Here is a 22,639-nt window from a genome sequence, read left to right on the forward strand (position 1 = left end):
CCGGGGCCCCCCAACCCTCCTCGGCGTTCATGTGTCCTGGTTCCCGGTGCTCAGCTGACGGGACCGGCTCCGGGCGCGGTCGAACCGTACCGGCGCTCGAAGCGCTCGACGCGGCCCGCCGTGTCCAGTACCCGGGATGTGCCCGTGTAGAACGGGTGGCTCTCCGAAGAGGTCTCCACATCGACGACGGGGTAGACGTTGCCGTCCTCCCACCGCACGGTCTTGTCGCTGTCCGCGGTCGACCGCGTGAGGAAGGTGGAGTCCGCTGAACGGTCGCGGAAGACGACCGGACGGGAGACGGGGTGGATGCCGAACTTCATGGGATATTTCCTTCCGTTGTTCACGTCGGGTGGGCGACGGTTCCTCGCTCCCGTCCGCGCGACCGGAGCGGTCAGCGCTCCTCGCGGAAGAGGACGTGCTGGCCGGCGGCCGGGTCGTACTTGCGCAGGACGAGACGGTCGGGGTTGTTGCGGCGGTTCTTGCGGGTGACGTAGCTCTGGCCGGTGCCGGCCGTGGAGCGCAGCGTGATGACCGGTCGGGCGTCGTTGCGTGCCATCGGAAATCCCTCCAGGTGCGGTGGTCTCCAGCACACTGAACATAATGATTGTCATTATCGTCGAGTGTCTGCCCGTCTCAACGCGGGCCACCACCCCGGCATTCCCGTCCGCGAGAAGAGCTCTCGGCTACAGTATGATTACTCTGTGTAGTCGGAGCGTGTCGTGCGGGAGCGGGAGCGGGAGGAAGGTCCCGGAACGGCCCGCGTTGTGTCAGGGACCGGAAACAGGGCGGCGCCCGGCGGGTGTCCGCGGCGAGGCTGAACGAAGGTTCGACGCCACCCCGGCTTACACCCTGCGTTGGGACGGGCGCGCGTGGAACGCCGTTCCCGCCGCCACCGAACCCGCGGGCGCGGGCGCCTCACTGTTCGGCGTCGCTGTGGTGCCCCACCCGAAGCCCGGTGGCCCCACCGCCTGGACAGTGGGCTCCACGCTCCCGCAGTTCCAGCCGACCTGGTACCCCGTCATCGAGGGCTACGGTCCTCCGCCTGCCGCGCACTGACCTCCGGGAGGATTCCGGCGGCGGCTACTGCGGTTCCAGCGTCCACCACTGGGAGGGGAGGTCCTTGTCCTCCCACTGCTGGACGTTGGCGCCGGTCTCCGTGCTGCCGTCGGCGACCTCCAGCACCTTGCCGCTGATGCCGCTCACCAGGGTGACCGTGCCGGGCGCGTCCACGTGCTGCTCGATCACCCATTCCTGGGCGCCGAAGTTGTTGGCCCGCCACTGCTGAACGTTCACCCCGTTCTCGGTGGCGGCGCCGGCGACGTCGAGCCGTTTGCCGCTCCCGGCGTTCTCGAGGTGATACAGACCGCCGCCGCTGTGGACCGGGGCCACCCGCCACACCTGCGCGAGGCTCGCGTCGTCCGCGCCCTGCCGGACGTTGGCGCCACTGTGCTTGCGGCCGTCGGCGACTTCCAGCAACAGGCCGCTGCCCACGTTCCGCACGCGGTACAGACCCTCTTCGACCGCCGCCGGCCATTGCGTCCCGCTACCGCTCACCGTTCATCCCCCGGTCCGTGGTTGATCCGCTGCCGACCCTGCCACCCGAGGAGCGGCGGTGCAAGATCGGCCCGAAACGGGGAGATGGGGGGTCCAGTTGCGCCGCGGACGGGGCGGTGGGCCGCGGTGTTCGATGCGCTGTCGGGCCCGGGAGGAGATGCATGGAGAGCGCTCTCCTCTCCATGCTATAAAGACCGACATGAGCGAAGCCCTCCGACCAGCACCTTCGGGACCTCCCACGCTGGAGGATGTGGCACGCGTGGCGGGCGTCTCCCGCGCGACGGTCTCCCGGGTGATCAACGGGACGCGCAACGTCGACCCGTTGATCCAGCAGACGGTAAGGGAAGCCATCGCCGCGACCGGCTACGTTCCCAACACCGCGGCCCGTTCGCTGGTGACCCGGCGTACCGGGGCGATCGCCCTGGTGGTCTCCGGAGCGGGCAGTCCGGGCCCGGACGGCGGAGTCCGCAGCGAGGTCTTCGTCGATCCGTTCTTCGGCCGCGTGGTGAGCGGTGTGGTCGGCTTCCTCCGCCCGCTGGGCATGCACCCGGTGCTGATGCTCGCCGAGACCGCCGAGGCGCGCGACCAGGTGGTCGCGTATCTGCGGCAGGGCAATGCCGACGGGGCGATGCTGGTCTCCACCCACGCGGGCGATCCGCTCCCCGGGCAGCTCACGGAGGCGGGCGTGCCCGCCGTGCTGTTCGCCCGGCCCGACCGGCCGATCCCGATCAGCTACGTCGATGTCGCGCACCAGGACGGGGCGAAGCTGGCCGCCGACCGGCTGGTCGAGCGCGGCTGCCGGGATGTCGCGACGATCTCCGGACCCCTCGACGTCCCGGCCAGCCAGGACCGGCTGTCCGGCTTCCGCGAGGCGATGGCCCGGCATGGCTTCCCGTATGTGCCGTGCGTGGAGGGCGACTTCACCCAGGGCAGCGGCGAGGCGGCCATGGAACGGCTGCTGGCCGAGCAGCCGCGGATCGATGGCGTCTTCGTGGCCAACGACCTGATGGCGCAGGGCGCCCTGCTGGTCCTGCGGGATCACGGCCGCCGGGTCCCGGAGGACGTGGCGGTGATCGGCTTCGACGACAGCAGCGCCGCGACCGCGTGCCGGCCGGCGCTGACGACGATCCGTCAGCCCGTGGAGGACATGGCGGCTGAGATGGCGCGCATGCTGCTTGACCGCATCCAGACGCCGCAGCAGCGGGTGACCTCGGTCATCTTCGAGCCCAGCCTGGTGGTACGGCAGTCCGCCTGATGCCCTGACGTGTGCTCATCGACAAGGTCATCGCGATCAAGAACCTGGCCCACTGAGGCGTCCGTAAGGGCCGCTCCGTCGGGCAGGGCGGGCGAGAGCGGTCAGGCGGCCGCGCCGCCGAACTCGCGCAGGGCTTCTTCGACGATCGCCTCCAGTCGCGCGTGGTGCGCGCCGCGCCAGTACACCCGATCGCAGGCCACGCACTGGGCGAACACGTCGTAGGAGCGCCGCGTGCCCTGCCGCAGGTGGTCCTGGACCGATTCCTTGTCGGCGTCGGCGAGGGGGCCGTTGCAGGCGACGCACCGCGACCACGGGGTGAGCGCGGGGGCGAAGCGCTCGAGTACGTCGCGGAGTTGGTCCTCGGTGCGGTCGCTGTAGATGTACGCCCCGGCCCAGATCTCCCGGCGCCGGAGCAGTCCGCGGTCGCGGGAGAGCATGACCCGCCGCTCCTTCGCGGAGAGCGCGGCCAGCGCGGGGTCGCCGATGTCCTCGTTCTCGTAGCCCGCGTCGATGCCGAGGAGACGCAACCGCCGCGCCAGGGTGCCGAGGTGGACGTCGAGCAGGAACCGCAGCGGAGCGCCCGGCACGTGCTGGGGCCGCTCGACGGCCTGGACCTGAACGGACTCGCCCGCGCGCGGGATGTGCGAGACGGGCACGGCGCGGCCGTCCACGATCAGCCGGCCCGCCTCGGTGAGGGGGACGCCCAGCGACTCGATGACATGGCCGAGGGTCGAGGAGCCGTCGGTGACGACCGTGGCCGGGCCCTGACGGCGCTGCGCCGAGACGAAGAGGTGCAGCTCGGGGGCGAAAGTGAGATCGATCTCCGGTCCGTTCACGCGGCCAGGATGTCATCGGGAGGCAGGGACGGGCCAGTTGATTCCAGCGCGAGTTCCGACATCTGTTAGAAAACTTTCCTAACAAACTATTGACTTGCGTGGACGTTCGGATCGACTCTGCGGTGGACCCTGCTGGATCCCTCGGGTAACGGAGGCACCATGAGTCGGCGCGCGCTCGTCGCAACCATCGCGACCGCCTGTCTCGTCCTGATATCGGCGTTCGCCGGCCTGATGAACGTGGCGTCGGCCTCCGCGGCCCCCGCCGCCCCCGCGGCGACGACGCAACAGACGTTCCTGACGTTCTACGGCTGGTACGACAACACGCCGCCCGGCGGCGACATCTCCTACCCGCAGATCCACAACACGGCGGGCGGCACGGGCACCTTTACGGACCCGATCACCTTCGCGACCTCCACGTCGGAGCTCCCGGCCGGCACGAAGGTGTGGGTCGAGCGCGTCAAGAAGTACTTCATCATGGAGGACAGCTGTCAGGAGTGCGGTGCGGACTGGAGCGGCCATGGTCCCAACGGCGGGCCGGGGCTGCGCCACATCGACCTGTGGCTGGGCGGCAAGGGCGGCAGCGCGATGAACGCGATCGACTGCGAGGACGCGTTGACCCACTACAACGCCGACAACACACCGACGCTGGAACCGGTCGTCGTCAACCCCGCGTCGAACGAGCCCTACGACTCCACGCCGATCTTCAACACCAGCACCGGGAAGTGCTACGGCGGCGCCCAGCCCAACACCACGGTCGGCCAGTACAAGAACGGCTCGACGGCGCAGTGCATGGATGATCCCGGCAGCAGTTCCAGCACCGGCACCGCGCTCAAGACCGCGGCCTGCAACGGCACAGCCGGCCAGCGGTTCACCTTCCACGGCGCGTTCATGGTGATCAACAACCTCTGCGCGGCCATGTCCGGAAGCAACATCGTCCTCAACACCTGCACAGGCGGTCCCACCCAGCAGTGGTCGATCAACCCGAACGGCACCATCTCCGATATCCAGACCGGGCAGAAGTGCTTCCGGGCCTCGAGCGGCAAGGTGGTCGCCGGGAGCTGTTCCGGAAGCGCGAGCCAGTGGGCGTTCACGCCCGCCTCGGCCGTCAACGACTTCTCGCTGTCGCCGAACCCGGCGGCCGGTTCGGTGAACGCGGGTGCGTCGACGACCTCCACGGTGTCCGTCCCGCTGGTCTCCGGCACCGCCGAGCCGGTGACGCTGTCCGCCACCGGTGCGCCGGCCGGCGTCAGCGTGATCTTCGCCCCCGCGTCGGTGACAGCCGGCGGCAGCTCGGTGATGACGGTGTCGGCCACGGCCGCGGCGACGGCCGGCTCCGCCGCCCTCACGGTGACCGGAACCTCGGCGTCCGCCAGCCATTCGGCCGGCTACGCGCTGACCGTCACGGCGCCCGGCGGCGGCCCGGCGCTGCTGTCGCAGGGCCGGACGGCAACGGCCTCCTCGGTCGAATCGTCCGCCTATCCGGCGGCCGCCGCTTTCGACGGCGACCTCACCACCACCCGGTGGGCCAGCAAGGAGGGCGTCGACCCGCAGTGGCTGCGCGTCGACCTGGGCGCCACGGCGACCGTCAGCCGCGTCAAGCTCGTCTGGGAGGCCGCCTACGGCAAGGCGTACACGATCCAGACCTCCCCGGACGGCACGGCCTGGACCACGGTCTACTCGACCACCACCGGCAACGGCGCTACGGACGACCTGACCGGACTCACCGGCACCGGCCGCTACGTCCGGGTGAACGGCACCGCCCGGGGCACCGCCTACGGCTACTCGCTCTACGAGTTGCAGGTCTACGGCACGACCGGTCCGTAGCGGAGCAGCGGTCCGTAGCGCAGCACCGGATCGCGGCGGATCACCGGTTCGCAACAGAGCACCGACTCGCGATGGATCACCGGCCGAGCGGCAGCCCGCGGCTGGCCGGTGATCAGAGCGCGGGGGCGGTTCCGGCGGTGAGCAGGTGACCGCTGACGCCGAGCAGCGAGGGGACCGACTCCGTCAACCGCATGGCGGACAGCAGGAGTTCCCTACGGCCGGGGTCCAACAGCCACGCCTCCGTATCGTTCATCAGCCAGGCCGCGCCCTCCAGCCCGTACTGGCCGGCGGGCGTCAGGCCGGCGTCGGCGAACTCGGCGGGCACCTCGTCGGGGTCGTGGAAATAGGCCGTGGTGAAGAGCGCTTCTGAACCGGTGGGGCGGTGGTGGCCGTCACGGGTGACGGAGTCGGTGACGGCGCGCCTGCCGGGCTCGAAGTAGCGGCCCTGGTTGAGGGTGTCGTGCAGCCCGGCGAAGCGGTTGATCGTGGCGGCGATGACCAGCCCGCCGGGCCGGACCGCCCGCCGGGCCTCGGCCAGCGCCCGTACCCGGTCCCGCCGTTCGCCGAGGTGGTAGAGAGGGCCGAGCACCAGAGCGACATCGGCCGAGGCGTCCGGGACGGGAAGCGCCCGGGCGTCTCCCCGGCGGGCGGTCACCCCGGGCAGCGCCGACGCCTGCTCCACATGCAGCGGGACCGGGTCGACCAGCTCGACCTCGTGGCCGTCCCGCACGAGCCAGGCGGCGTGCACGCCGCTGCCGCCGCCGATGTCGAGGATCCGGGAGGGGTTGTTCGGCAGCAGCCGCCGGAGCACGTCCTGGGTGCGCCAGTACTCCAACAGCCCGCTGCCGGACCGGAGTCGGCCGTCCTCCCGGCCCTCGGCGTAGTAGGCGAGGATCTCGTCCGGTACGGCGGGGGAGTGGCCGGCCGTGCGCAGTGCGGGGCTGGTGTCGGTCATGGCCCGATCCTCGCCACCGTTTCCCCGGACCCGCAAATGGATTTCACGGATCACCGGGAGCGGCGGGGGAGGGCGGCGCGGACGAGCGACGGCGGAGCCGGGTCAGCCGTGGGACCTCAGCGGGACCTCAGTGTGCGGAAGAAGCCACGCAGCTCGTCGGCGACGAGTTCCAGTTCCTCGTGGGCCATGAAGTGGCCGCCGTGCGGCGGGGTGTTCCAGTGCCGGAGATCGGCGAAGGCCCGTTCCGCGTGCTGGGAGTTCTGGGAGTTCTGGGAGACGGCGTGCTGTGGACGGGCGCTTATGGGGGTGAGCTTCTGAGCGATGGCCCGGCTCCGCGGTGGGCACTTGACTGGTCCCATGACACAGCACGCGCAGCAGATGCAGGCTCATCCCGCCCGCGACATCGACGGAGTCCACACCACCATGACGCCATCCGTGCCCTTCCACCCCCTTCCCACCCCGGCCCGCGCGGGCAAGCGGTGGGCAGGACCCGTCCTCGGGGCCGCCACCGTCGGCACGGCGCTCATGGCGGGCCTCTTCTTCGCCTTCGACGTCGCGGTGATGCCGGGCCTGGGCCGCGGTGACGACCGTACGTTCGTCACCGCGATGCAGAACATCAACGTGGCCATCGAGAACCCGGTGTTCTTCCTCGCCTTCTTCGGCGCCCTGGTGCTGTCGGGCATCGCCGCCTTCCAGCAGCGGCGGCTGGGGCGGCGCGCCGTCTTCGGCTGGGTGCTGGGGGCGGTGGCGCTGTATGCCGTGGCCCTGCTCGTCACCATGGGAACGAACATTCCGCTCAACAACGAGCTGGCTAAGGCCGGCGACCCCGGCCGTGTCCGCGATCTCGCCGCCGTCCGCGACAAGTTCGAGGGCACCTGGGTCGCGCTGAACATGGTGCGCACAGCCGCCTGCGTGCTGGCCGTCGGGTGCCTGAGCCGCGCACTGTTCCTGCACGGCCGGGGCGAGGCGGGGGCGGCGGGCCGGTGATGTTCCGAGGCCGGCCGGGCCGTCCGTGCGGGGACGGCCGGGCCGCGCACGTGTGGTCAGGGCAGGACGACGCCGGTTGTTCCCTCGTTGCCGTCGCCGGTGTTGACGGTGCCCCGCGGTTCGAACATGAGGATGCGGGTCCCGGGCTCGGCCACCGGCTTGTGCAGGGTGCCGCGCGGCACGGTGAACACCTCGTGCGGCCCCAGCTCCACGGTCCCGTCCGGCAGTTCCAGGCGCAGCCGGCCGGCGAGGACGAGGAAGAACTCGTCGGTGTCCGCGTGGCGGTGCTCGGAGAACTCTCCCTCGACGTTGGCGACCTTGACGTCGTAGTCGTTGACCTGGGCCAGGACGTGCGGCAGCCACTTCTCGGGGACGGCGTCCATGACCGTGTCGATATTGCGCTTCCCGCCCGGGGCGGCGGGCACCTCCGTGATCGGCTCGACGCGCGGGCCGGCGATCTCCGCGTAGTCCTTGGCCGACAGCGCCAGGGAACGATCCAGCCGGGCCGCGTTGAAGAAGATCTCGTCATGTTCCAGCAGCGCGGGATCCACGATGAGTTCCAGCTGCTCGTCGAAGGAGAACGGGAGCACCGTGCCGCTGACACTGCCCGCCAGCCGCTCGGCGGTCTCCTGCGACGCGAACGAGATGTACGTCCCGCCGAGCAGCGCCTTCACCGCGCCCAGGTCCAGCCGCCGGTCGCCGGGCACGACGGCGAGGACGTACTTGGTGGTCTTCTTGCCGAGCTTGACCATGACGATGATGCACTTGGCCGCCTGCGCGAGTGCGTTGCCGCGCAACTCGCTGACCAGCTCGGTGGCGCCCTGCGGCGCGTGGTCGATGGTCCGGTAGACCGCGCCGTGCTTGTCGAGCAGCGCGATCAGTTCGGTGTATGTCCCGTGCTCGCTCATGTCTGCCTAATCCTCGTCCTGGAACCTGCGGTTGACCTCGATGATGTGGTCCTCGTCGCGCCCGTTGAACACCGCGGCGAACGCGGCCCGGGTGGGGGAGTCCGCCCGCCGGTCGAGTACCGGGAAGACGACCTCGTCGAATGAGCCGGCGAAGCGCCCGGCGCCCGCCAGATGGGTGTGGAAGGCGTGGGCCACCTGTGCCGGGTCGCACTGGAAGACCCCGCAGCCCCAGGCTCCCAGTACCAGCCGCCGATAGCCCTGGGCGGCGGCCACCTCCAGCACGCGCTCGGCGCGCGACGCCAGCGCCCGGGGGATCCGGTCCGTCTGGTCGGGGAGGGTGCGGGTGATCACCCCGGCGTTCGGCGCGGGGGAGGTCAGGAAGCCCACCCCGTACGGCTCCTCCAGCAGCGCGCCGCGGTCGTCGCGGAAGACCGGTACGGCGGGGGAGTGGATGACCCGGTCGGTGTAGAAGGGGTCACGGACGGCGCGGTGGACGGCGTAGAAGTCCGGCGTGCTCACCACGCACGCGTACAGCGCAGAGCCGCGGCACAGCGATTCCTCCTGCGCCTGGGCGCCGTTGAGGTAGCCGCCGCCCGGATTGCGGGCCGAGGAGAAGTTGAGGACGGCGACGGGCTCGTCCGAGGAGCCCTTCAGCCGGCGGGCGGCCTGGAGGCTGCTCTCGCCGGTGACGCCGAAGGCGGTGGCCGCCGGGCGGCCGGTCGGCGGTGGCACGTCCACAGGTCCCGGCCCGAACAACCGGGTCCCGGTGACCGCACGGGCGACGCTGTCGCCGATCACGACCTCCCGCCCGCTGGGCGTCAGATACCGGCCCGCCGCGACGATCTCCTGAGTGTGCCGGGCGATGCCGCGCAGCCGGGCGCTCATGACCCGCCCCATGATCTGTTCCTGTTCACGGCTCCCGACCTTACGGGCGTCACCGGTGGCGGAGCCAGGGGTTTCCTTCCCGGCGGTCCGCCCGGTGGTCCGCGTCCGGCCCTTCGGGGCAGGCATCTTGCGATCGCGACAGTCGCGATATATCGTAAGTGCGGTCCGTATCCGATCAGGAGGTCACCCGGTGTCCGACACCCCCGCGGAGTCCCGTACCACCGACGTCGACCTGCGCGCGTCGGACCAGGAGCGCGACCAGACCGCCGCCGTCCTCGCCGACGCGCTCGCCACCGGCCGGCTCACCACCGACGAGCACTCCGAGCGGCTCGAGGCCACCTACGCCGCCCGCACCCGCGGTGAACTCACCCCGATCACCGGCGACCTGCCGGAACCGGCCGCGGGCACGGCGCTGGTCCCACCCGCCGGCACGGAGCCGGTCGACGCCCTCTTCAGCAAGATCCGCCGCGGCGGACAGTGGCCGGTCCCGCCGCACACCGTCGCGCACGCGCGCTTCGGCGCCGTCGTGCTCGACCTCAGGGAGGCGGTGTTCACCCGGCGCGAGGTCGTCATCGAGGCCGGCTCCTTCTGCGGCAAGGTCGAGATCGTGGTCCCCGACAACGCCCGCGTCTACGACACCGGGACCGCCCTGTTCGGCAAGCGCTCCCAGCTCGGCGGAGACGAGAAGAGCAAGGACGACTGGGACGAGGACGGTACTGTGGTGCACATCACCGGCCGCTCCGTCTTCGGCCATGTGCGGGTCAGGCGGAGCTACGAGCACCCCTGGCGCGACGGACGCTAGGACGATGGGACGGCGGCGGGACCGGTCAGCCGCTGCGCCCGGCGAGCCAGCGGTCCTCCGCCGCGTAGTCGAACATGTCGCCGTGCGACCCGTAGGTGCGGTACATCTCGGGGAACGCCTCGGTCCAGTCCCGGTCGCCGAGCCGGTCCACCGTCCAGGCCACCGTCTCGGCCAGCGAGTCCTGGTAGCTGGTCACCGCGCGGTAGCCCAGCTCCCGCTCCGCGGCCGTCATGTCGTACACCACCGGGTGCGCGATACCCCAGGGCGAGTCGCCGACGTTCTCGGCCGGCGCGGGGCCCTCCACCAGCACCGTCTCGCAGCTGTGGCCCAGCACCGCGTCGATGGCCGTCCCGATCTCGGCGACCGTGGGAGCCTGCGGATCCCCGGCGTTGAGCACCCGGGATCCCGGGGTGCGGGCCGCGAGCCGGATCAGCTCGGCGAGGTTCGCGGTGTGCACCGGGTGGAAGCGGCTCTCGCCGTTGTGGGCCAGGACCCGCACCGGGCGTTTGTCCACGGCGCGCTTGATGAAGAACAGCTCGCGCGGTCGCAGGTTGTACGTGCCGTGGATCGCCCCGGCCCGCACCAGCGTCGTCGGCAGCGACTCGCCCGCGGCGAGCAGCCCCTGCTCCAGAGCGACCTTGCGGGTGCCGTAGGTGGCCTCGCCCGCGGTGACGGTGCGGTACGACTCCGGGATCGGCAGCGGGTAGTGCGGGAAGCCGTCAGGACCGGACTGGGTGTCGAAACTGCGCCCCTGGTCGTCCTCGTAGACCGCCCCGCTGGAGATCACCACCGCCGAGCCGATCCGCCCGGCCAGCGATGTCAGCTGCCGTGCGTGCTCCGCGTGGTAGGCGACCATGTCCACCAGCACATCGCAGCCGTCGCCGAGCGCCGTCTCCAGCGCGGCGATGTCCTCCCGGTCCAGCACGACAGTGCGTACGCCGTCCGGCCAGTTCGCGTCGGACTCCCCGCGCCGCGACGCGGCCCGTACGTCCCAGCCGTCCTCGGCGAGCGCGCGTACCGCCGCCCGGCCGACCTGTCCTGTTGCCCCGATGACAAACGCTGTTCGTGTCATGCCGGGGACGCTACGGGCCGTCGTGCCGGCCGGGCAGGGGCGTTCGCCGTGCGCTGATCCGCCGTCAGCGCAATTGCGCCGTCATGACGGCCGCCGCAGCCGGGCCGCGACGCCGCGCGCCTGCTCCGCCTTGACCTCGTTCGCGTAGCGGTCGACATACTCCTGCCCGGACATCGACAGGATCGCGTACATGATCTCGTCGGTCGCCGAGCGCACCACGTACCGCTGTTCCTCCATGCCGGCGAACCGGCTGAACTCCAGCGGGGCGCCGAAACGGATCGTGACCCGGCCCAGTCGCGGGATCTTCCGGCCGGGCGGCTGCAGTTCGAAGGTGCCCACCATCGCGCACGGGATGACCGGAACCTGCGCCGTGATCGCCATCGCCGCCACTCCGGTGCGCCCCTTGTACAGCCGGCCGTCGTGCGACCGGGTGCCCTCCGGATAGATGCCCAGCAGATGGCCCTTGTGCAGGGCCGCCAGACCCGACTTCAGCGCCGCCTGTGAGGCGTTGCCGCCGGCGCGGTCCACCGGGATCTGTCCGGCGCCGCGGAAGAACGCGGCGGTGAGCCGGCCCTTGAGACCCGGTCCTGTGAAGTACTCGGCCTTGGCCAGGAACGTGATCCGCCGTGGCAGGATCGCCGGCATCAGGAAATGGTCGGAGAACGACAGATGGTTGCCCGCGACGATCGCCGCGCCATCGTCCGGGATGTGCTGCAGTCCCTCGATCCGCGGCCGGAACAGCAGCCGCAGCAAGGGACCCAGGATCACGTATTTGAGTACCTGGTAGAACACGCCCGCGGTCTCCCCCCCTGCGCGCCGGGAAGCGCCCGCGCCCCGGTGATCCGGCACAGTAGTGCCGATACGGGCGGGGCGCGAGGGTGCCTGCGGCGCCAGGGGGCTGGGCCGCGCCGCGGACGGGTGACGCCGCCGCGCCGCCGCGGCCGCCGTCAGCGGGGCACCCGGATGGCCAGCACCCCGGCGGTGCACAGCCCGAGCACCACCCAGGCGAACCACAGCCAGCCGTTCGCACCCAGTGCCACCGTGTAGGCGGACACCGCCACCAGACTCGCCACGGTGCACACCGCCATCGCCTTCGCGGGTGTCGGCATCGACGTCCTCCTCCCAGCGGGGCCGCAAGACGTCACGCCCGGCGGGGGCCCGGTCTCCATCGTGACCGGCCGCCGCCTTCCGCGCTACCAGTCGCCGTCGGTCACCTGGCCGTCGTCCTTCACCTTCTTCACCTGGCCGGGCTGGGTCGGGGTCCACGGCTGCTGGTCGTCGCCCAGCCAGTCGCCCACCGGTTTCACGTCCGCCAGCGGGGCCGCAGCGGCCAGATCGGCGGCGTCCGCGTCGTAATAGTCGAACCACGGCAGGCCCGCCGCGTTGTAGGCCGCCCGGTCCACCGGAGACGGCGGCGGCGCCTCGCCGGTGATCTGCCGCCACTGCGGCGCGGTCGCCAGATGGACGAAGACCCGGCCCGACGGCTCCAGCCGCCAGTCGCCGGGACCCCGCTCGTCGCGGTAGACCTCCTGGCGCATCCGGCCGCCCGCGCCCAGGCCCATCGACGGGGCGGCCGCGGCGGCGGCCATCCGTGGCATCGCCCCGTAGCCCGGCATCGGCGGCAGGCTCTCCTCCGCCGCGACGCCCCATGGCCCGCGCGTGGCGACCGCGCGCCGCTGCTGCTCCGCCCGCCAGACGGCGAGCGGTTCGTCCCGCAGCTCGAAGACCTCCAGCTGCACCCCGCCCCAGACCTCCGCACCGGAGACCTGGCCCTCCACGGTCGCCCCCAGACCCAGTGGCACCGCGACGAACTGCCGGATCGTGCCGGAGCCGGAGTTGATGCCGTCCAGCCACGGCTGCCGGGGCAGCACCACATAGTTCTGCGGATCCTGCGACAGCCGGTCGCTCCACGGCCGCCCCGACACCGCGCACACCTTGCCCACGCCCACCTGGAGCGCCGCGGGCACCGGCGAGGAGAAGCTCAGCCACATCGCCTCGCGCTGGTAGACCGGCAGCACCACCCCGCCGCGGGTGAGCCATTCGGCGGGCGCCCGGTCCGGGTAGTCCGCCACCCGGCGCAGCGGGAACGTGCCCAGCCCCGGCGGCAGCGGGTGCGTCCCCGTCTCCGGCAGGCGCAGCGTGCGCATGAACCGCACGGTCACTCCACCCGGCAGCTCCAGCGCCCCGTCCGATATTCGCACCTGGTCACTCATCGCGCGCCTCCCCTTGGTCAGCTGTGTCAGCCGCGACCGCGAGCCTCCAAGGATGCCAAATAGGCGTTGTACGCCACCAGTTCCGCGTCCCCGTCACGATCAGCCGCGCGATCCGAGCGTCGCGCCTGCCGCTGATCGGAGGTGTACCACTGGAACAGCAGTGCCACCAGCACGAGGACTGAGGGGATCTCGCTGAACGCCCAGGCGATTCCGCCCGCCGCGCTCTGGTCCTGCAACGGATCTACCCCCAGCGAGGCGGGGGGATGCAGAAACGTGGTGACCATCGGCTCGGTGCCCATCATCAGCGCGATGCCGAAGAACGCGTGGAAGGGCATTCCCGCGAACAGCTCCAGCATCCGCATGATGTGGCTGGGGCGGTGCGGCCCCGGGTCCACGCCCATGATCGGCCAGAAGAAGACCAGGCCCACCGCGAGGAAATGGGTCATCATCCCGATGTGCCCCAGCCTGCTGCCCATCAGGAAGTCGAACAGCGGGGAGAAGTACACCGCGTACAGGCTCGCGATGAACAGCGGGATGGTGAACGCGGGATGCGTGACGAGCCGCATGTAGCGGCTGTGCAGCAGCGCCACCAGCAGCTCCCGCGGCCCCTTGCGCCCGCGCCCGCGCACGGAGGCGGGCAGCGCCCGCAGTGTCAGCGTGACCGGTGCGCCCAACAGCAGCAGAATGGGGGAGAGCATGCTGATGACCATGTGCTGCACCATGTGCACGCTGAACATGACCATGCCGTAGTCGTTCATCGCGGTGCACATCACCAGTGCCACGGTCATCACACCCAGGACGAAGGCGACGATCCGGGCGGCCGGCCAGCGGTCACCACGCCGCCACAGCCGCACCACGCCCCAGCCGTACAGCCCGAGCGCCAGCAGGCAGCCGGTCAGGAACACCGGGTCGCCGCTGAATTCCAGCCCCCGCCCAAGGGTGAACGGCGGCAAGTCCATGGGCATGCCGTGTCCGCCGTGGTCCATGGGTCACTCTCTCCTGTCGCGCCGACTGCCCCGCCCGCACCGTCCGGCATTGTGCCGATTCGACCCGTGCGCAGTCACCAGACTAAAGCCGCCCCCGGCCGCGGTTGCGGCCGGGGGCGGCCCCGTACGTCGGAGGCGGGTGTCAGCCCGTCACAGCACGCACTCGGCCTCGATGTAGCGCTCGGCCGGCACGGTCTTGAGGTGCTCGACGGCCTCGGCCAGCGGCACCAGCTTGATGTCGGTGCCGCGCAGCGCGGTCATCATGCCGAAGTCGCCGTTGTGGACCGCCTCCACCGCGTGCCAGCCGAAGCGGGTGGCGAGGACCCGGTCGTAGGCGGTGGGGGTGCCGCCGCGCTGCACATGGCCGAGGATCACCGGCCGCGCCTCCTTGCCCAGGCGCTGCTCCAGCTCGATCGACAGCTGGGTGGCCACTCCGGTGAACCGCTCATGGCCGTAGATGTCCTTGGCGCCGGACGCGAACTCCATCGAGCCCTCGCGCGGCTTGGCGCCCTCGGAAACGACGACGATCGCGAACTTCTTGCCCGCCGCGAAGCGCTTGCCGACCAGGTCGGCCAGCTCGCCGATGTCGAAGGGCCGCTCCGGCACCACGATGGCGTGCGCGCCGGCCGCCATGCCCGAGTGCAGGGCGATCCAGCCGGTGTGCCGGCCCATGACCTCCACGATCAGCACCCGCTGGTGCGATTCGGCGGTGGTCTTGAGGCGGTCGAGGGCCTCGGTGGCGACCATGACCGCGGTGTCGAAGCCGAAGGTGACATCCGTCGAGGAGATGTCGTTGTCGATCGTCTTGGGCACGCCCACGATCGGCAGGCCCGCGTCCGACAGCAGCCGGGCCGCCTTCAAGGTGCCCTCGCCGCCGATCGGGATGATCGCGTCGAGCCCCAGGTCACGCACATGGCCCTTGGCCTGCTCCACACCACCGCGCAGATGCGCGGGCTGTACCCGGGACGAACCCAGGATCGTGCCGCCACGGGCCAGGATGCCGCTGACGGCGTCCAGGTCCAGCTTGCGGTAGTCGCACTCCAGCAGGCCCTTCCAGCCGTCGTGGAAGCCGATGACATCATCGCCGTGATCGACGACGGCGCGGTGCACCACCGACCTGATGACGGCATTGAGTCCGGGGCAGTCTCCGCCGCTCGTCAGCACACCAATACGCATTGCTCTCGCCACTCCCGCGATTCAAACGGACGGCCGGACCCCGTCGTCCGGATGGATCCCCGCTACCTTAGCCAGCCGCGCGCCGACGGCGCACAGCCGCCCGCACTGCGGACACCGCATCCCGCGTCAGGCCGGCTGGCCCGCGGCCGCGATCCGCTCCGTGCGCAGCGCCTCGTACCACTGGTCGTCGACCGGCGGCAGGGCGTTGACGTCAAGCGCCAGCTTCAGCAGCAGGTCGGCGATCTGCGGGTTGCGGGCCATCACCGGGCCGTGCATGTACGTCCCGAAGACCGTGTCGTTGTAGGCGCCCTCGGTCCCGTCGCCGGTCCCGTTGCCCTTGCCGGTCCGGAGCGTCGCGAGCGGACGCGCGTTCGGGCCGACGTGGGTGATGCCCTGGTGGTTCTCGAATCCCGTCAGCGGCGGCAGGCCGAGCCGGGGGTCGATGTCGGCCAGGACGTCCCCGACGCACCGCTCGCCGTCGCCGCGCACGCTGACGACGTCGAGCAGGCCCAGGCCCTGCTCGGGGCGGCCCAGGTCGTTGACGAACTCATGGCCGAGGATCTGGTAGCCGGCGCACACCGAGAACACGATCGCGCCGTTGGCGACCGCCCGGTTCAGGCCGCCGTCCCGGCGCAGCCGCTCCGCGGCCAGCCGCTGCGGACGGTCCTCACCGCCGCCGATGAGGTAGATGTCGCCAGAGGTGGGGATCGGCTGGTCGGAGCGGACGTCGACCCGGCTGACATTGAGGCGGCGCTGGCGCGCGCGCCGCTCCACCACCAGGGCATTGCCCTGGTCTCCGTAGGTGCTCAGCAGGTCGGGGTAGACCCACACCAGGCGAAGGCTGGAATCGCTCATGCTTGCTTCTCCTTGTCCGGGTCAGTTGCCGACGCGGCGGCGCAGGTCCTGGAAGGCGGTGTAGTTGGCGATGGTCTCGATCCGGCCGGGCGGCGCCGAGCGCACCGCCTCGTCGAGGTCCGCGCAGACCCGGAAGTTCAGGCCCGCGACTTCCAGGCGGACCGCGAGGTCCAGCTTGCGGTCGCCGATGACGTAGATCGGGTGCCCGGCGAGCCGGGTGTAGTCCACGTCCCACAGCCAGGAGGTGTCGGTGCCGTCGGCGCCGCGGGCGTTGACGGAAAGGATCACCGGGGCGGGCGGGCCGTCGATGAGGGAGAACGTCTCCAGCCAGCCGGCCGGGTTCTTCGCCAGCAGCAGCCGCAGCTCGCGTTCGAGGTACGTGACGACGTCGTAGCGCCCGGCCACTGCCTGCACCGCGTACATCCGCTCCAGCGCGACCTTCGGGTCCACCCCGAAGGCGGCCGCCGCGGCGGCGGAGACGGCCGCGTTCGACTTGTTCGCCCGCCCCGGCAGCTGCAGCCGGATGGGCCAGGCAGCGCCGTACGGGTCGATGACATGGTCGCCGGAGAGCGCCCAGGTCGGGGTGGGGCGGCGGAAGCCGCAGTCACCGCAGAACCAGTCGTCGGAGGGGCGTTGCAGGACACCGCCGCACGAGGGGCACGACCAGGCGTCGTCCTTCCACTCCTGGCCGGCGGCGACCCACACCACGGTGGGGCAGGAGGATGCGGCCCAGGTGATCAGCGGGTCGTCGGCGTTGGCGATGACGATGGCGTCCGTGCCGGACAGGCCCTCGCGCCAGTGCTCGGCGAGCATGCGGGTCTCGGCCGCGCGGTCGAGCTGGTCGCGGGAGAGGTTGAGCAGGGCGATGGCCTTGGGGGCGACGTCCCGGGCGACACCGGCCAGGTACTTCTCGTCGACCTCGATCACGCCGTAGCGGGCGTCCGCGCCGCCGGCCAGCGCCGAGGTGATACCGGCCGGCATGTTCGCGCCCAGAGCGTTGGAGACGACCGGGCCGTTGGCCCGCAGCGCCTCCGCGAGCAGCCGGGTGGTCGTCGTCTTGCCGTTGGTCGCCGAGACCAGCACCACGTCGAGGTGGCCGGCCAGCCGGGCCAAGAGGTCGGGGTCGACCCTGAGAGCCACCCGTCCGCCGATCACCGATCCGCTGCCACGGCCCGCCGCACGGGACACCGCCGCCGCCGCCTTGCCCGCCGTCACGGCCAGCTTGGCCCGCGGAGTCAGCGGCTCCGAGTTGCCTGCCATCGTCTTACATCCTCCTCGCGTCCGGCCCCCACAGCTGCACCTGCCTCGCGGTGGCCGACTGTCCGCCCCTCCACGCCGATCCAACACCCGGGAGGCCATCGGTCTCGGATCAGCCTATCTACATTCCCGCACCGTCCCCGCACGGCGCCGCCCCTCCGCGGTCAGGCTCTACGCTGTCCGGCATGCGACGAGGCACCATCCCCGGCAGTACCGGCACAATCCGTCCGATGCGCCTGCTCGGCGACCCGGTGCTGCATGCCGCGTGCGCCGAGGTGACCGCTTTCGACGCGGAACTGGCGCTCCTCGTAGAGGACATGTTCGCCACCATGTACTCCGCCGAGGGCGTCGGGCTCGCCGCCAACCAGATCGGTGTGGCCCGGCGGGTGTTCGTCTACGACTGTCCCGACGACGAGGACGTGCGGCACCTGGGGCACCTCGTCAACCCCCGGCTGGTGGAGGCCGACGGCGTCACCGTCACCGGATCCGAGAGCTGCCTGTCGCTGCCGGGCATCAACGCCGGCACCGCCCGCTACGACCACACGGTGGTGGAGGGCTTCGACGTCCTCGGCGAGCCGGTGCGGATCGTCGGCACCGGCTTCTTCGCCCGCTGTCTGCAGCACGAATGCGACCACCTCGACGGCGGCCTGTTCACCGACCGCCTCGGCGGGCTGCGCCGCCGCCTGGCCCTGCGGGCCGCGCGGCGCGCGCCGTGGGCGACACCGTAAGCCGGTGGCTACAGGCCCGGGCTGCCCGCCCGGTCGCCGGCCGCGGCCAGCCGCCCCCACAGCAGATCGGCGAGATGGCTGACCAACTGGTCGCGCGAGCAAGGGCGTTCGCTGAGCCACCAGTCGCCCGCCGCGTGCATCATGCCGACGATGCCATGGCCCCACACCCGCGCCAGATCCTGGCTCTGCGGCCCCAGATCGACCCGCTCGGCGATGACTTCGGCCAGATCCTCGCCCATCCGCCGCAGCAGCGAGGAGGAGTGGCGGCCGATGTCGAAGCCCTTGTCCGCGTCGCCCGTCGCCTCGGCCGGGTGCATCAGAAAGCGGTAGACCTGGGGGCGCGCCTCGATCGCGGCGAGGTAGGCGTGCAGGGTGGCCTCCACCCGGTCCCGGCGGTCGTTGGGGGAGTCGAGGGCGGCGCGCAGCGCCCCGAGCAGCGCGTCGGTGTGCCGCTGGGCCAGCGCCCGGTACAGGCCGCTCTTGTCGCCGAAGTGACGATAGAGAATCGGCTTGGTGATTCCGGCCTCGGCCGCGATGGCGTTCATGGAAGCCTCGGGACCATCCCGCAGTACGACGCGGTCGGCGGCCTCGAGCAGCTCTTTGCGCCGTCGCTCGGTCGCCGTCCGCTGGTCCTGCCGCTGGCCGGTGTCCACCCGGTACTCCCTGTCTGTTCGATTTCGTGCACTCTGCGCAACGTAACACCCCGGTCGGTGCGGCCGGGTTCACGGTGGGGAGTTGACATCCCCTACTCGCGAGTAACACACTGATGTTACCGCAAGTAACAACCAGGTGGAGGGGTTATGGGCGACTTCACGCTCGAGCTCAACGACGACCAGAAGTCCGTGCGCGACTGGATCCACGGCTTCGCCGCCGATGTCATGCGCCCGGCCGCCGCTGAGTGGGACGAACGCGAAGAGACGCCCTGGCCCGTCATTCAGGAAGCCGCGAAGATCGGCCTCTATTCCCTCGACTTCTACGCTCAGCAGTTCTTCGACCCCACCGGCCTCGGCATCCCCATGGCCATGGAGGAGCTGTTCTGGGGCGACGCCGGCATCGGCCTGTCCATCGTCGGCACCGGTCTGGCCGCCGTCGGCGTCCTCGCCAACGGCACCGAGGAGCAGATCGGCACCTGGGTCCCGCAGATGTACGGCGACGCCAACGACGTCAAGGTCGCCGCCTTCTGTTCGTCGGAGCCGGACGCGGGTTCCGATGTGTCCGCGATGCGCACCCGCGCGGTCTACGACGAAGCCAAGGACGAATGGGTGCTCAACGGCACCAAGACCTGGGCGACCAACGGCGGCATCGCGGCCGTCCATGTCGTGGTCGCCGTCGTCGACCCCGAACTGGGCTCCAAGGGCCACGCCTCGTTCATCGTTCCGCCGAACACCCCGGGCCTGTCCCAGGGGCAGAAGTTCAAGAAGCACGGCATCCGCGCCTCCCACACCGCCGAGGTCGTCCTCGAGGACTGCCGTATCCCCGGCGAGTGCCTGCTGGGCGGCAAGGAGAAGCTCGACGAGCGCCTCGCCCGCGCGCACGAGCGGGCCAAGACCGGCGGGGAGCGCGTCAAGAACGCCGCGATGGCCACCTTCGAGGCATCCCGCCCCGCCGTGGGCGCCCAGGCCGTCGGCATCGCCCGCGCCGCCTACGAGGTTGCCCTCGACTACGCGAAGACCCGCGTCCAGTTCGGCCGCCCGATCATCGACAACCAGGGCATCGCCTTCCAGCTCGCCGACATGCGCACCCAGATCGACGCCGCCCGGCTCCTGGTCTGGCGCGCCTCCTGGATGGCCGCGGCCGGCCGGCCCTTCACCTCGGCCGAGGGCTCCATGTCCAAGCTCTACGCTGGCGAGACGGCCAAGACCGTCACCGCCCAGGCCATGCAGATCCTCGGCGGCAACGGTTACACCCGCGAGTACCCCGTCGAGCGTATGCACCGCGACGCGGCGATCTACACGATCTTCGAGGGCACCAGCGAGATCCAGCGCCTGGTCATCGCCCGCACCCTGTCGGGCATGCCGATCCGCTGACGAGAGTCAGCAGCAAGACGCGCGTAGACACTCCATCCAAAAGGGCCCCTCTCCGATCATGGAGAGGGGCCCTTTTGACGTGCACATGAACGCTCAGAGATCTTTTGGGCGATTCCTTGGAGATCGTTTCCGGCGGGCGGTCTCCAGAGGGGGGAACGGGCCGTACTCGCGTCGGTCAATCACGACGCGGAGCGAGTCTTCCCACAGCGACTGCAGGTGCTCGGCGATGCGCAGCTCCATCACCAGTGTGACATGAGAGTAGGTTCCCTCGACACCAGGAAGCACGTGCCCCATCCGCGCCTCGACCGCGACCCGCGGCAGATCCCCTTCGTCCAACCAGACCTTCTGAGAGTGGCGCATGCCGTGGGGCACCAAGCCCGCCACGCCGAGAACCGGGGGCACCCCAGTGCGGGCCTTCGCGCCGCGCACGACAGGCCGGGGCGCCCGGCCATTGACCATGTGACGCCACGTCTCGGCGTACCACTCGCCACCCCGGATGAGCCGGCCCCCCTTGGGAGCAGAGAACACCCACTCGGAGTCGGGGCGCGAGTCGACCAACTGCTGCAGGAGCTCAGCAAGGAACCTCGGGATGATCAGTCCACGGCCGGAGTCGTACTTCGCGTCGATCTCAACGAACTCGCCCTCCACGTACTGGCTCTGGTGCGTGACGTGCATGCGGAAGCCCGCGCCTGCATCCGTCAGCTCCAACTGATCCCTGTGCAGGGCAGCCAGTTCGCCGATGCGCTGGCCGGTGTAAGCCGCCGTGAGCACGAGGACGTACTCGTTGAAGCCGCGCATGATGCTGGCGTTGCGGGCAATCAGCAACACCTGGCGAGGCGTTGCGGTCACCTTCACCGCCTTCGTCTTAGGGACGTACTTACCTCGCCGGCCCGACTTGCGTGACGCCACCGGGTTATCCCCGCGGAGCTTGTTCTTGACGGCGTCATCCATCATTGTGCGGAACGTGGAGATCACCCCGTCCGCATAGTTCTTGCTGAGCTGCTTGCGGAGTCCCTTCTCCCATGCGGCCACGGACACCGCCGAAAGATCACGGACCTTGACCGTCCCCCATTCCGGGAGCACATGGTTCTTGGTCCGCAGGCGATACTCCTTTTCGCTCAACGGTCCGACGTCGATGGAGTCAAGCCAGAGCTTCGACCAGGCCGCAACGGTGATGTCGCCGTCACGCCGGTTGATGAAGACCTGCCGGTCCACGTCCGTCTCCTGGGCGTGGCCGTACTTCTCCGCCAGCGCTTCGGTCGTGAACCTGTTGCCGAAGTCGTCGACCGATGCCGACCCCCACTTGCCGTTGGGGAGCTTGAACTTCACGCGCCAGTACCACCGCTTGGCCTTCTTTGACCAGCGCCTTTCTGCGTGCGCCATGTCGATCCTCCGTGAGGGAGTGGCCTACCTGCCGTCCGGTGAGGCTCCCGGGTGCATGCCTCACCGCACTGCAGGTAGAGCTCAGGATGCGAGCATCGTTGCTTCGACCAGTTCGGTCAGCATGGGGCGACCGCCGAGAGCCCAGATCTCGCAGAGGAGAAGGGCTACATCCTCGTCGTTCTGATCATCGCGAACCCATACGACCGTGTCCTCGCCTGGCAGTTCATCGACGGCCAGCTTCCCACCGTGGGGCAAACTCGGTACACGCTCAAAGCGCACCGGCACATCCCGGATCCGCATGTACGTTCCCCTTACCATGCCGAGCGGTGAGCCCCCTCGCAGGTATAAGGAATGCAATCACACCTATGGGTGAAGTGTGAACCAATCGGTCGAGGTTCCCCAAGCCAGCCTAGGTGCTGGTCGGTTCACCGTTAGGGACTTGCGCGACGATGCCCCGAATCTCGCGCTGCACGCGGCTCCACTCGGCGAAGTCCTCGATCAACTCGTCCTCGCCGGCCTGAATGGCGGCGTCGCGAGTGAGCACGACGACCATCTTCATGCCGCCGCGGCGCAGCTCGATGATCTCGGTGTCGACGACCTCGCGGTCAAGTTCGTGTTGCACCCGGAGCGGTAGTTGCGGACGGACGGGGGCTTTGGCGTCATCGGACACGGAGGCACTGTCGTCTGGTTTCGGCGTCGGCTTGCCGCCGGCGAGCACCGCCGCGACTGATCCTGGCGTCCAGAACTCGCGCTCGATCAGTCCGTAGGTCGGAGGCCGTCTGCTCCAGACCCGCTTGGCGTCCTCGATGTTCTGGATCGTCGACTCACTGACGCCCAGAAGCTCCGCTAGCTGCATCTGCGTCAGGCCGCGGTCCTCCCGTGCCTGTTTTACGGCAGCAGCCATCTGCGCCCAGTCGTGGCTCATGGGGTCATCAT

Annotated in this window: 26 protein-coding genes and 1 pseudogene; 6 read left to right on the plus strand and 21 right to left on the minus strand. The window is 70.4% G+C overall.

Going from position 1 to position 22,639, the window contains the following annotated elements; all coding sequences use genetic code 11:
* Positions 1-50: 50 nt before the first annotated feature.
* From QMK24_RS11610 to QMK24_RS11620, 3 genes are all read right to left on the minus strand, one after another.
* Positions 51-320 carry a type B 50S ribosomal protein L31 gene (locus QMK24_RS11610; RefSeq protein ID WP_283465455.1) on the minus strand — a complete coding sequence of 90 codons (270 nt, stop codon included), beginning with the start codon at positions 318-320 and terminating at the stop codon, positions 51-53.
* Between the two features lie 71 nt (positions 321-391).
* Positions 392-556, minus strand: coding sequence for a 50S ribosomal protein L33 (gene rpmG, locus QMK24_RS11615; protein WP_138354532.1), 165 nt, complete (start codon positions 554-556; stop codon positions 392-394).
* Between the two features lie 524 nt (positions 557-1,080).
* Positions 1,081-1,554 carry an RICIN domain-containing protein gene (locus QMK24_RS11620; RefSeq protein ID WP_283465460.1) on the minus strand — a complete coding sequence of 158 codons (474 nt, stop codon included), beginning with the start codon at positions 1,552-1,554 and terminating at the stop codon, positions 1,081-1,083.
* Positions 1,555-1,753: 199 nt separating this feature from the next.
* On the opposite strand from QMK24_RS11620, the gene QMK24_RS11625 reads away from it, so the two are divergent.
* Entirely contained in the window at positions 1,754-2,809 is a 1,056-nt protein-coding gene (locus tag QMK24_RS11625) for a LacI family DNA-binding transcriptional regulator (RefSeq protein WP_283465463.1), read from the plus strand.
* Positions 2,810-2,910: 101 nt separating this feature from the next.
* Here the strand turns inward: QMK24_RS11625 and QMK24_RS11630 are convergent, their stop codons facing one another.
* Positions 2,911-3,645, minus strand: a complete 735-nt coding sequence (locus tag QMK24_RS11630) for a Mut7-C RNAse domain-containing protein (protein WP_283465465.1) — start codon at positions 3,643-3,645, stop codon at positions 2,911-2,913.
* 159 nt (positions 3,646-3,804) lie between these two features.
* On the opposite strand from QMK24_RS11630, the gene QMK24_RS41465 reads away from it, so the two are divergent.
* Positions 3,805-5,469: a discoidin domain-containing protein gene (locus QMK24_RS41465; protein WP_349307809.1), complete on the plus strand. Its 1,665-nt coding sequence runs from the start codon at positions 3,805-3,807 to the stop codon at positions 5,467-5,469.
* A 112-nt stretch (positions 5,470-5,581) separates the two neighbouring features.
* Here the strand turns inward: QMK24_RS41465 and QMK24_RS11645 are convergent, their stop codons facing one another.
* Together QMK24_RS11645 and QMK24_RS11650 are read right to left on the minus strand one after the other, a co-directional pair.
* Positions 5,582-6,424, minus strand: coding sequence for a class I SAM-dependent methyltransferase (locus tag QMK24_RS11645; protein ID WP_283465467.1), 843 nt, complete (start codon positions 6,422-6,424; stop codon positions 5,582-5,584).
* 116 nt (positions 6,425-6,540) lie between these two features.
* On the minus strand, positions 6,541-6,783 hold the full coding sequence (locus QMK24_RS11650; RefSeq protein WP_283465468.1) for a hypothetical protein: 243 nt from the start codon (positions 6,781-6,783) through the stop codon (positions 6,541-6,543).
* Here QMK24_RS11650 and QMK24_RS11655 point away from each other — a divergent pair.
* On the plus strand, positions 6,782-7,411 hold the full coding sequence (locus QMK24_RS11655; protein ID WP_283465470.1) for an anthrone oxygenase family protein: 630 nt from the start codon (positions 6,782-6,784) through the stop codon (positions 7,409-7,411). The two genes, QMK24_RS11650 and QMK24_RS11655, sit on opposite strands and share 2 nt — an antisense overlap.
* Before the next feature lie 56 nt (positions 7,412-7,467).
* Here QMK24_RS11655 and QMK24_RS11660 read toward each other — a convergent pair whose 3' ends face one another.
* The 3 genes and pseudogenes from QMK24_RS11660 to QMK24_RS11670 form a co-directional block, all read right to left on the minus strand.
* Positions 7,468-7,794 (minus strand): cupin domain-containing protein, encoded by a 327-nt coding sequence (locus QMK24_RS11660; RefSeq protein ID WP_138354567.1) that lies wholly within the window; start codon positions 7,792-7,794, stop codon positions 7,468-7,470.
* Between the two features lie 48 nt (positions 7,795-7,842).
* Positions 7,843-8,319, minus strand: a pseudogene (locus QMK24_RS11665) (YbaK/EbsC family protein); the annotation flags it as partial.
* Between the two features lie 6 nt (positions 8,320-8,325).
* Positions 8,326-9,204 carry a TIGR02452 family protein gene (locus QMK24_RS11670; protein ID WP_283465654.1) on the minus strand — a complete coding sequence of 293 codons (879 nt, stop codon included), beginning with the start codon at positions 9,202-9,204 and terminating at the stop codon, positions 8,326-8,328.
* A gap of 190 nt (positions 9,205-9,394) precedes the next feature.
* On the opposite strand from QMK24_RS11670, the gene QMK24_RS11675 reads away from it, so the two are divergent.
* Positions 9,395-10,006, plus strand: coding sequence for a DUF1707 domain-containing protein (locus QMK24_RS11675; protein WP_283465473.1), 612 nt, complete (start codon positions 9,395-9,397; stop codon positions 10,004-10,006).
* A 25-nt stretch (positions 10,007-10,031) separates the two neighbouring features.
* On the opposite strand, the gene QMK24_RS11680 is transcribed toward QMK24_RS11675, so the two are convergent.
* The 8 genes from QMK24_RS11680 to QMK24_RS11715 form a co-directional block, all read right to left on the minus strand.
* Positions 10,032-11,078, minus strand: a complete 1,047-nt coding sequence (locus QMK24_RS11680) for an NAD-dependent epimerase/dehydratase family protein (protein ID WP_283465474.1) — start codon at positions 11,076-11,078, stop codon at positions 10,032-10,034.
* 81 nt (positions 11,079-11,159) lie between these two features.
* Positions 11,160-11,870: a lysophospholipid acyltransferase family protein gene (locus tag QMK24_RS11685; protein WP_283465476.1), complete on the minus strand. Its 711-nt coding sequence runs from the start codon at positions 11,868-11,870 to the stop codon at positions 11,160-11,162.
* Between the two features lie 155 nt (positions 11,871-12,025).
* Positions 12,026-12,187, minus strand: a complete 162-nt coding sequence (locus QMK24_RS11690) for a hypothetical protein (protein ID WP_283465477.1) — start codon at positions 12,185-12,187, stop codon at positions 12,026-12,028.
* 84 nt (positions 12,188-12,271) lie between these two features.
* Positions 12,272-13,291 carry a hypothetical protein gene (locus tag QMK24_RS11695; protein ID WP_283465478.1) on the minus strand — a complete coding sequence of 340 codons (1,020 nt, stop codon included), beginning with the start codon at positions 13,289-13,291 and terminating at the stop codon, positions 12,272-12,274.
* A gap of 26 nt (positions 13,292-13,317) precedes the next feature.
* Positions 13,318-14,277, minus strand: a complete 960-nt coding sequence (locus tag QMK24_RS11700) for a cytochrome c oxidase assembly protein (RefSeq protein ID WP_283465482.1) — start codon at positions 14,275-14,277, stop codon at positions 13,318-13,320.
* Between the two features lie 150 nt (positions 14,278-14,427).
* Positions 14,428-15,453: a 6-phosphofructokinase gene (locus QMK24_RS11705; RefSeq protein ID WP_283465483.1), complete on the minus strand. Its 1,026-nt coding sequence runs from the start codon at positions 15,451-15,453 to the stop codon at positions 14,428-14,430.
* 126 nt (positions 15,454-15,579) lie between these two features.
* Positions 15,580-16,308 carry a type 1 glutamine amidotransferase gene (locus QMK24_RS11710; protein WP_283465484.1) on the minus strand — a complete coding sequence of 243 codons (729 nt, stop codon included), beginning with the start codon at positions 16,306-16,308 and terminating at the stop codon, positions 15,580-15,582.
* A 21-nt stretch (positions 16,309-16,329) separates the two neighbouring features.
* Positions 16,330-17,568 (minus strand): MurT ligase domain-containing protein, encoded by a 1,239-nt coding sequence (locus QMK24_RS11715; protein ID WP_283465485.1) that lies wholly within the window; start codon positions 17,566-17,568, stop codon positions 16,330-16,332.
* A 182-nt stretch (positions 17,569-17,750) separates the two neighbouring features.
* On the opposite strand from QMK24_RS11715, the gene def reads away from it, so the two are divergent.
* Entirely contained in the window at positions 17,751-18,293 is a 543-nt protein-coding gene (gene def / locus QMK24_RS11720; protein ID WP_283465486.1) for a peptide deformylase, read from the plus strand.
* 8 nt (positions 18,294-18,301) lie between these two features.
* Here def and QMK24_RS11725 read toward each other — a convergent pair whose 3' ends face one another.
* Positions 18,302-18,946 carry a TetR/AcrR family transcriptional regulator gene (locus tag QMK24_RS11725; RefSeq protein WP_283465489.1) on the minus strand — a complete coding sequence of 215 codons (645 nt, stop codon included), beginning with the start codon at positions 18,944-18,946 and terminating at the stop codon, positions 18,302-18,304.
* Between the two features lie 147 nt (positions 18,947-19,093).
* Here QMK24_RS11725 and QMK24_RS11730 point away from each other — a divergent pair, with 147 nt between their 5' ends.
* Positions 19,094-20,320 (plus strand): acyl-CoA dehydrogenase family protein, encoded by a 1,227-nt coding sequence (locus QMK24_RS11730; RefSeq protein ID WP_283465491.1) that lies wholly within the window; start codon positions 19,094-19,096, stop codon positions 20,318-20,320.
* A 93-nt stretch (positions 20,321-20,413) separates the two neighbouring features.
* Here QMK24_RS11730 and QMK24_RS11735 read toward each other — a convergent pair whose 3' ends face one another.
* The 3 genes from QMK24_RS11735 to QMK24_RS11745 all read right to left on the minus strand — a co-directional run bounded on the left by QMK24_RS11735 (position 20,414) and on the right by QMK24_RS11745 (position 22,628).
* Positions 20,414-21,703 (minus strand): tyrosine-type recombinase/integrase, encoded by a 1,290-nt coding sequence (locus QMK24_RS11735; RefSeq protein ID WP_283465493.1) that lies wholly within the window; start codon positions 21,701-21,703, stop codon positions 20,414-20,416.
* Between the two features lie 81 nt (positions 21,704-21,784).
* Positions 21,785-22,003 carry a hypothetical protein gene (locus QMK24_RS11740; protein ID WP_283465494.1) on the minus strand — a complete coding sequence of 73 codons (219 nt, stop codon included), beginning with the start codon at positions 22,001-22,003 and terminating at the stop codon, positions 21,785-21,787.
* Positions 22,004-22,112: 109 nt separating this feature from the next.
* Positions 22,113-22,628 carry a helix-turn-helix domain-containing protein gene (locus tag QMK24_RS11745; protein ID WP_283465495.1) on the minus strand — a complete coding sequence of 172 codons (516 nt, stop codon included), beginning with the start codon at positions 22,626-22,628 and terminating at the stop codon, positions 22,113-22,115.
* Positions 22,629-22,639 lie beyond the last annotated feature (11 nt).

This window comes from Streptomyces sp. PH10-H1 (genome assembly GCF_030063355.1).
Classification (GTDB): Bacteria; Actinomycetota; Actinomycetes; order Streptomycetales; family Streptomycetaceae; genus Actinacidiphila.

What these genes read in the sequence shown, in the direction of transcription:
- QMK24_RS11700 (WP_283465482.1), bottom strand. Translation starts at nt 14,277, where the DNA reads ATGGACCACGGCGGACACGGCATGCCCATGGACTTGCCGCCGTTCACC.
- QMK24_RS11610 (WP_283465455.1), bottom strand. Translation starts at nt 320, where the DNA reads ATGAAGTTCGGCATCCACCCCGTCTCCCGTCCGGTCGTCTTCCGCGAC.
- rpmG (WP_138354532.1), bottom strand. Translation starts at nt 556, where the DNA reads ATGGCACGCAACGACGCCCGACCGGTCATCACGCTGCGCTCCACGGCC.
- QMK24_RS11650 (WP_283465468.1), bottom strand. Translation starts at nt 6,783, where the DNA reads ATGGGACCAGTCAAGTGCCCACCGCGGAGCCGGGCCATCGCTCAGAAG.
- QMK24_RS11710 (WP_283465484.1), bottom strand. Translation starts at nt 16,308, where the DNA reads ATGAGCGATTCCAGCCTTCGCCTGGTGTGGGTCTACCCCGACCTGCTG.
- def (WP_283465486.1), top strand. Translation starts at nt 17,751, where the DNA reads ATGCGACGAGGCACCATCCCCGGCAGTACCGGCACAATCCGTCCGATG.
- QMK24_RS41465 (WP_349307809.1), top strand. Translation starts at nt 3,805, where the DNA reads ATGAGTCGGCGCGCGCTCGTCGCAACCATCGCGACCGCCTGTCTCGTC.
- QMK24_RS11670 (WP_283465654.1), bottom strand. Translation starts at nt 9,204, where the DNA reads ATGAGCGCCCGGCTGCGCGGCATCGCCCGGCACACTCAGGAGATCGTC.
- QMK24_RS11625 (WP_283465463.1), top strand. Translation starts at nt 1,754, where the DNA reads ATGAGCGAAGCCCTCCGACCAGCACCTTCGGGACCTCCCACGCTGGAG.
- QMK24_RS11660 (WP_138354567.1), bottom strand. Translation starts at nt 7,794, where the DNA reads ATGGACGCCGTCCCCGAGAAGTGGCTGCCGCACGTCCTGGCCCAGGTC.
- QMK24_RS11705 (WP_283465483.1), bottom strand. Translation starts at nt 15,453, where the DNA reads ATGCGTATTGGTGTGCTGACGAGCGGCGGAGACTGCCCCGGACTCAAT.
- QMK24_RS11655 (WP_283465470.1), top strand. Translation starts at nt 6,782, where the DNA reads ATGACACAGCACGCGCAGCAGATGCAGGCTCATCCCGCCCGCGACATC.
- QMK24_RS11740 (WP_283465494.1), bottom strand. Translation starts at nt 22,003, where the DNA reads ATGCGGATCCGGGATGTGCCGGTGCGCTTTGAGCGTGTACCGAGTTTG.
- QMK24_RS11690 (WP_283465477.1), bottom strand. Translation starts at nt 12,187, where the DNA reads ATGCCGACACCCGCGAAGGCGATGGCGGTGTGCACCGTGGCGAGTCTG.
- QMK24_RS11745 (WP_283465495.1), bottom strand. Translation starts at nt 22,628, where the DNA reads ATGAGCCACGACTGGGCGCAGATGGCTGCTGCCGTAAAACAGGCACGG.
- QMK24_RS11730 (WP_283465491.1), top strand. Translation starts at nt 19,094, where the DNA reads ATGGGCGACTTCACGCTCGAGCTCAACGACGACCAGAAGTCCGTGCGC.
- QMK24_RS11715 (WP_283465485.1), bottom strand. Translation starts at nt 17,568, where the DNA reads ATGGCAGGCAACTCGGAGCCGCTGACTCCGCGGGCCAAGCTGGCCGTG.
- QMK24_RS11735 (WP_283465493.1), bottom strand. Translation starts at nt 21,703, where the DNA reads ATGGCGCACGCAGAAAGGCGCTGGTCAAAGAAGGCCAAGCGGTGGTAC.
- QMK24_RS11680 (WP_283465474.1), bottom strand. Translation starts at nt 11,078, where the DNA reads ATGACACGAACAGCGTTTGTCATCGGGGCAACAGGACAGGTCGGCCGG.
- QMK24_RS11645 (WP_283465467.1), bottom strand. Translation starts at nt 6,424, where the DNA reads ATGACCGACACCAGCCCCGCACTGCGCACGGCCGGCCACTCCCCCGCC.
- QMK24_RS11695 (WP_283465478.1), bottom strand. Translation starts at nt 13,291, where the DNA reads ATGAGTGACCAGGTGCGAATATCGGACGGGGCGCTGGAGCTGCCGGGT.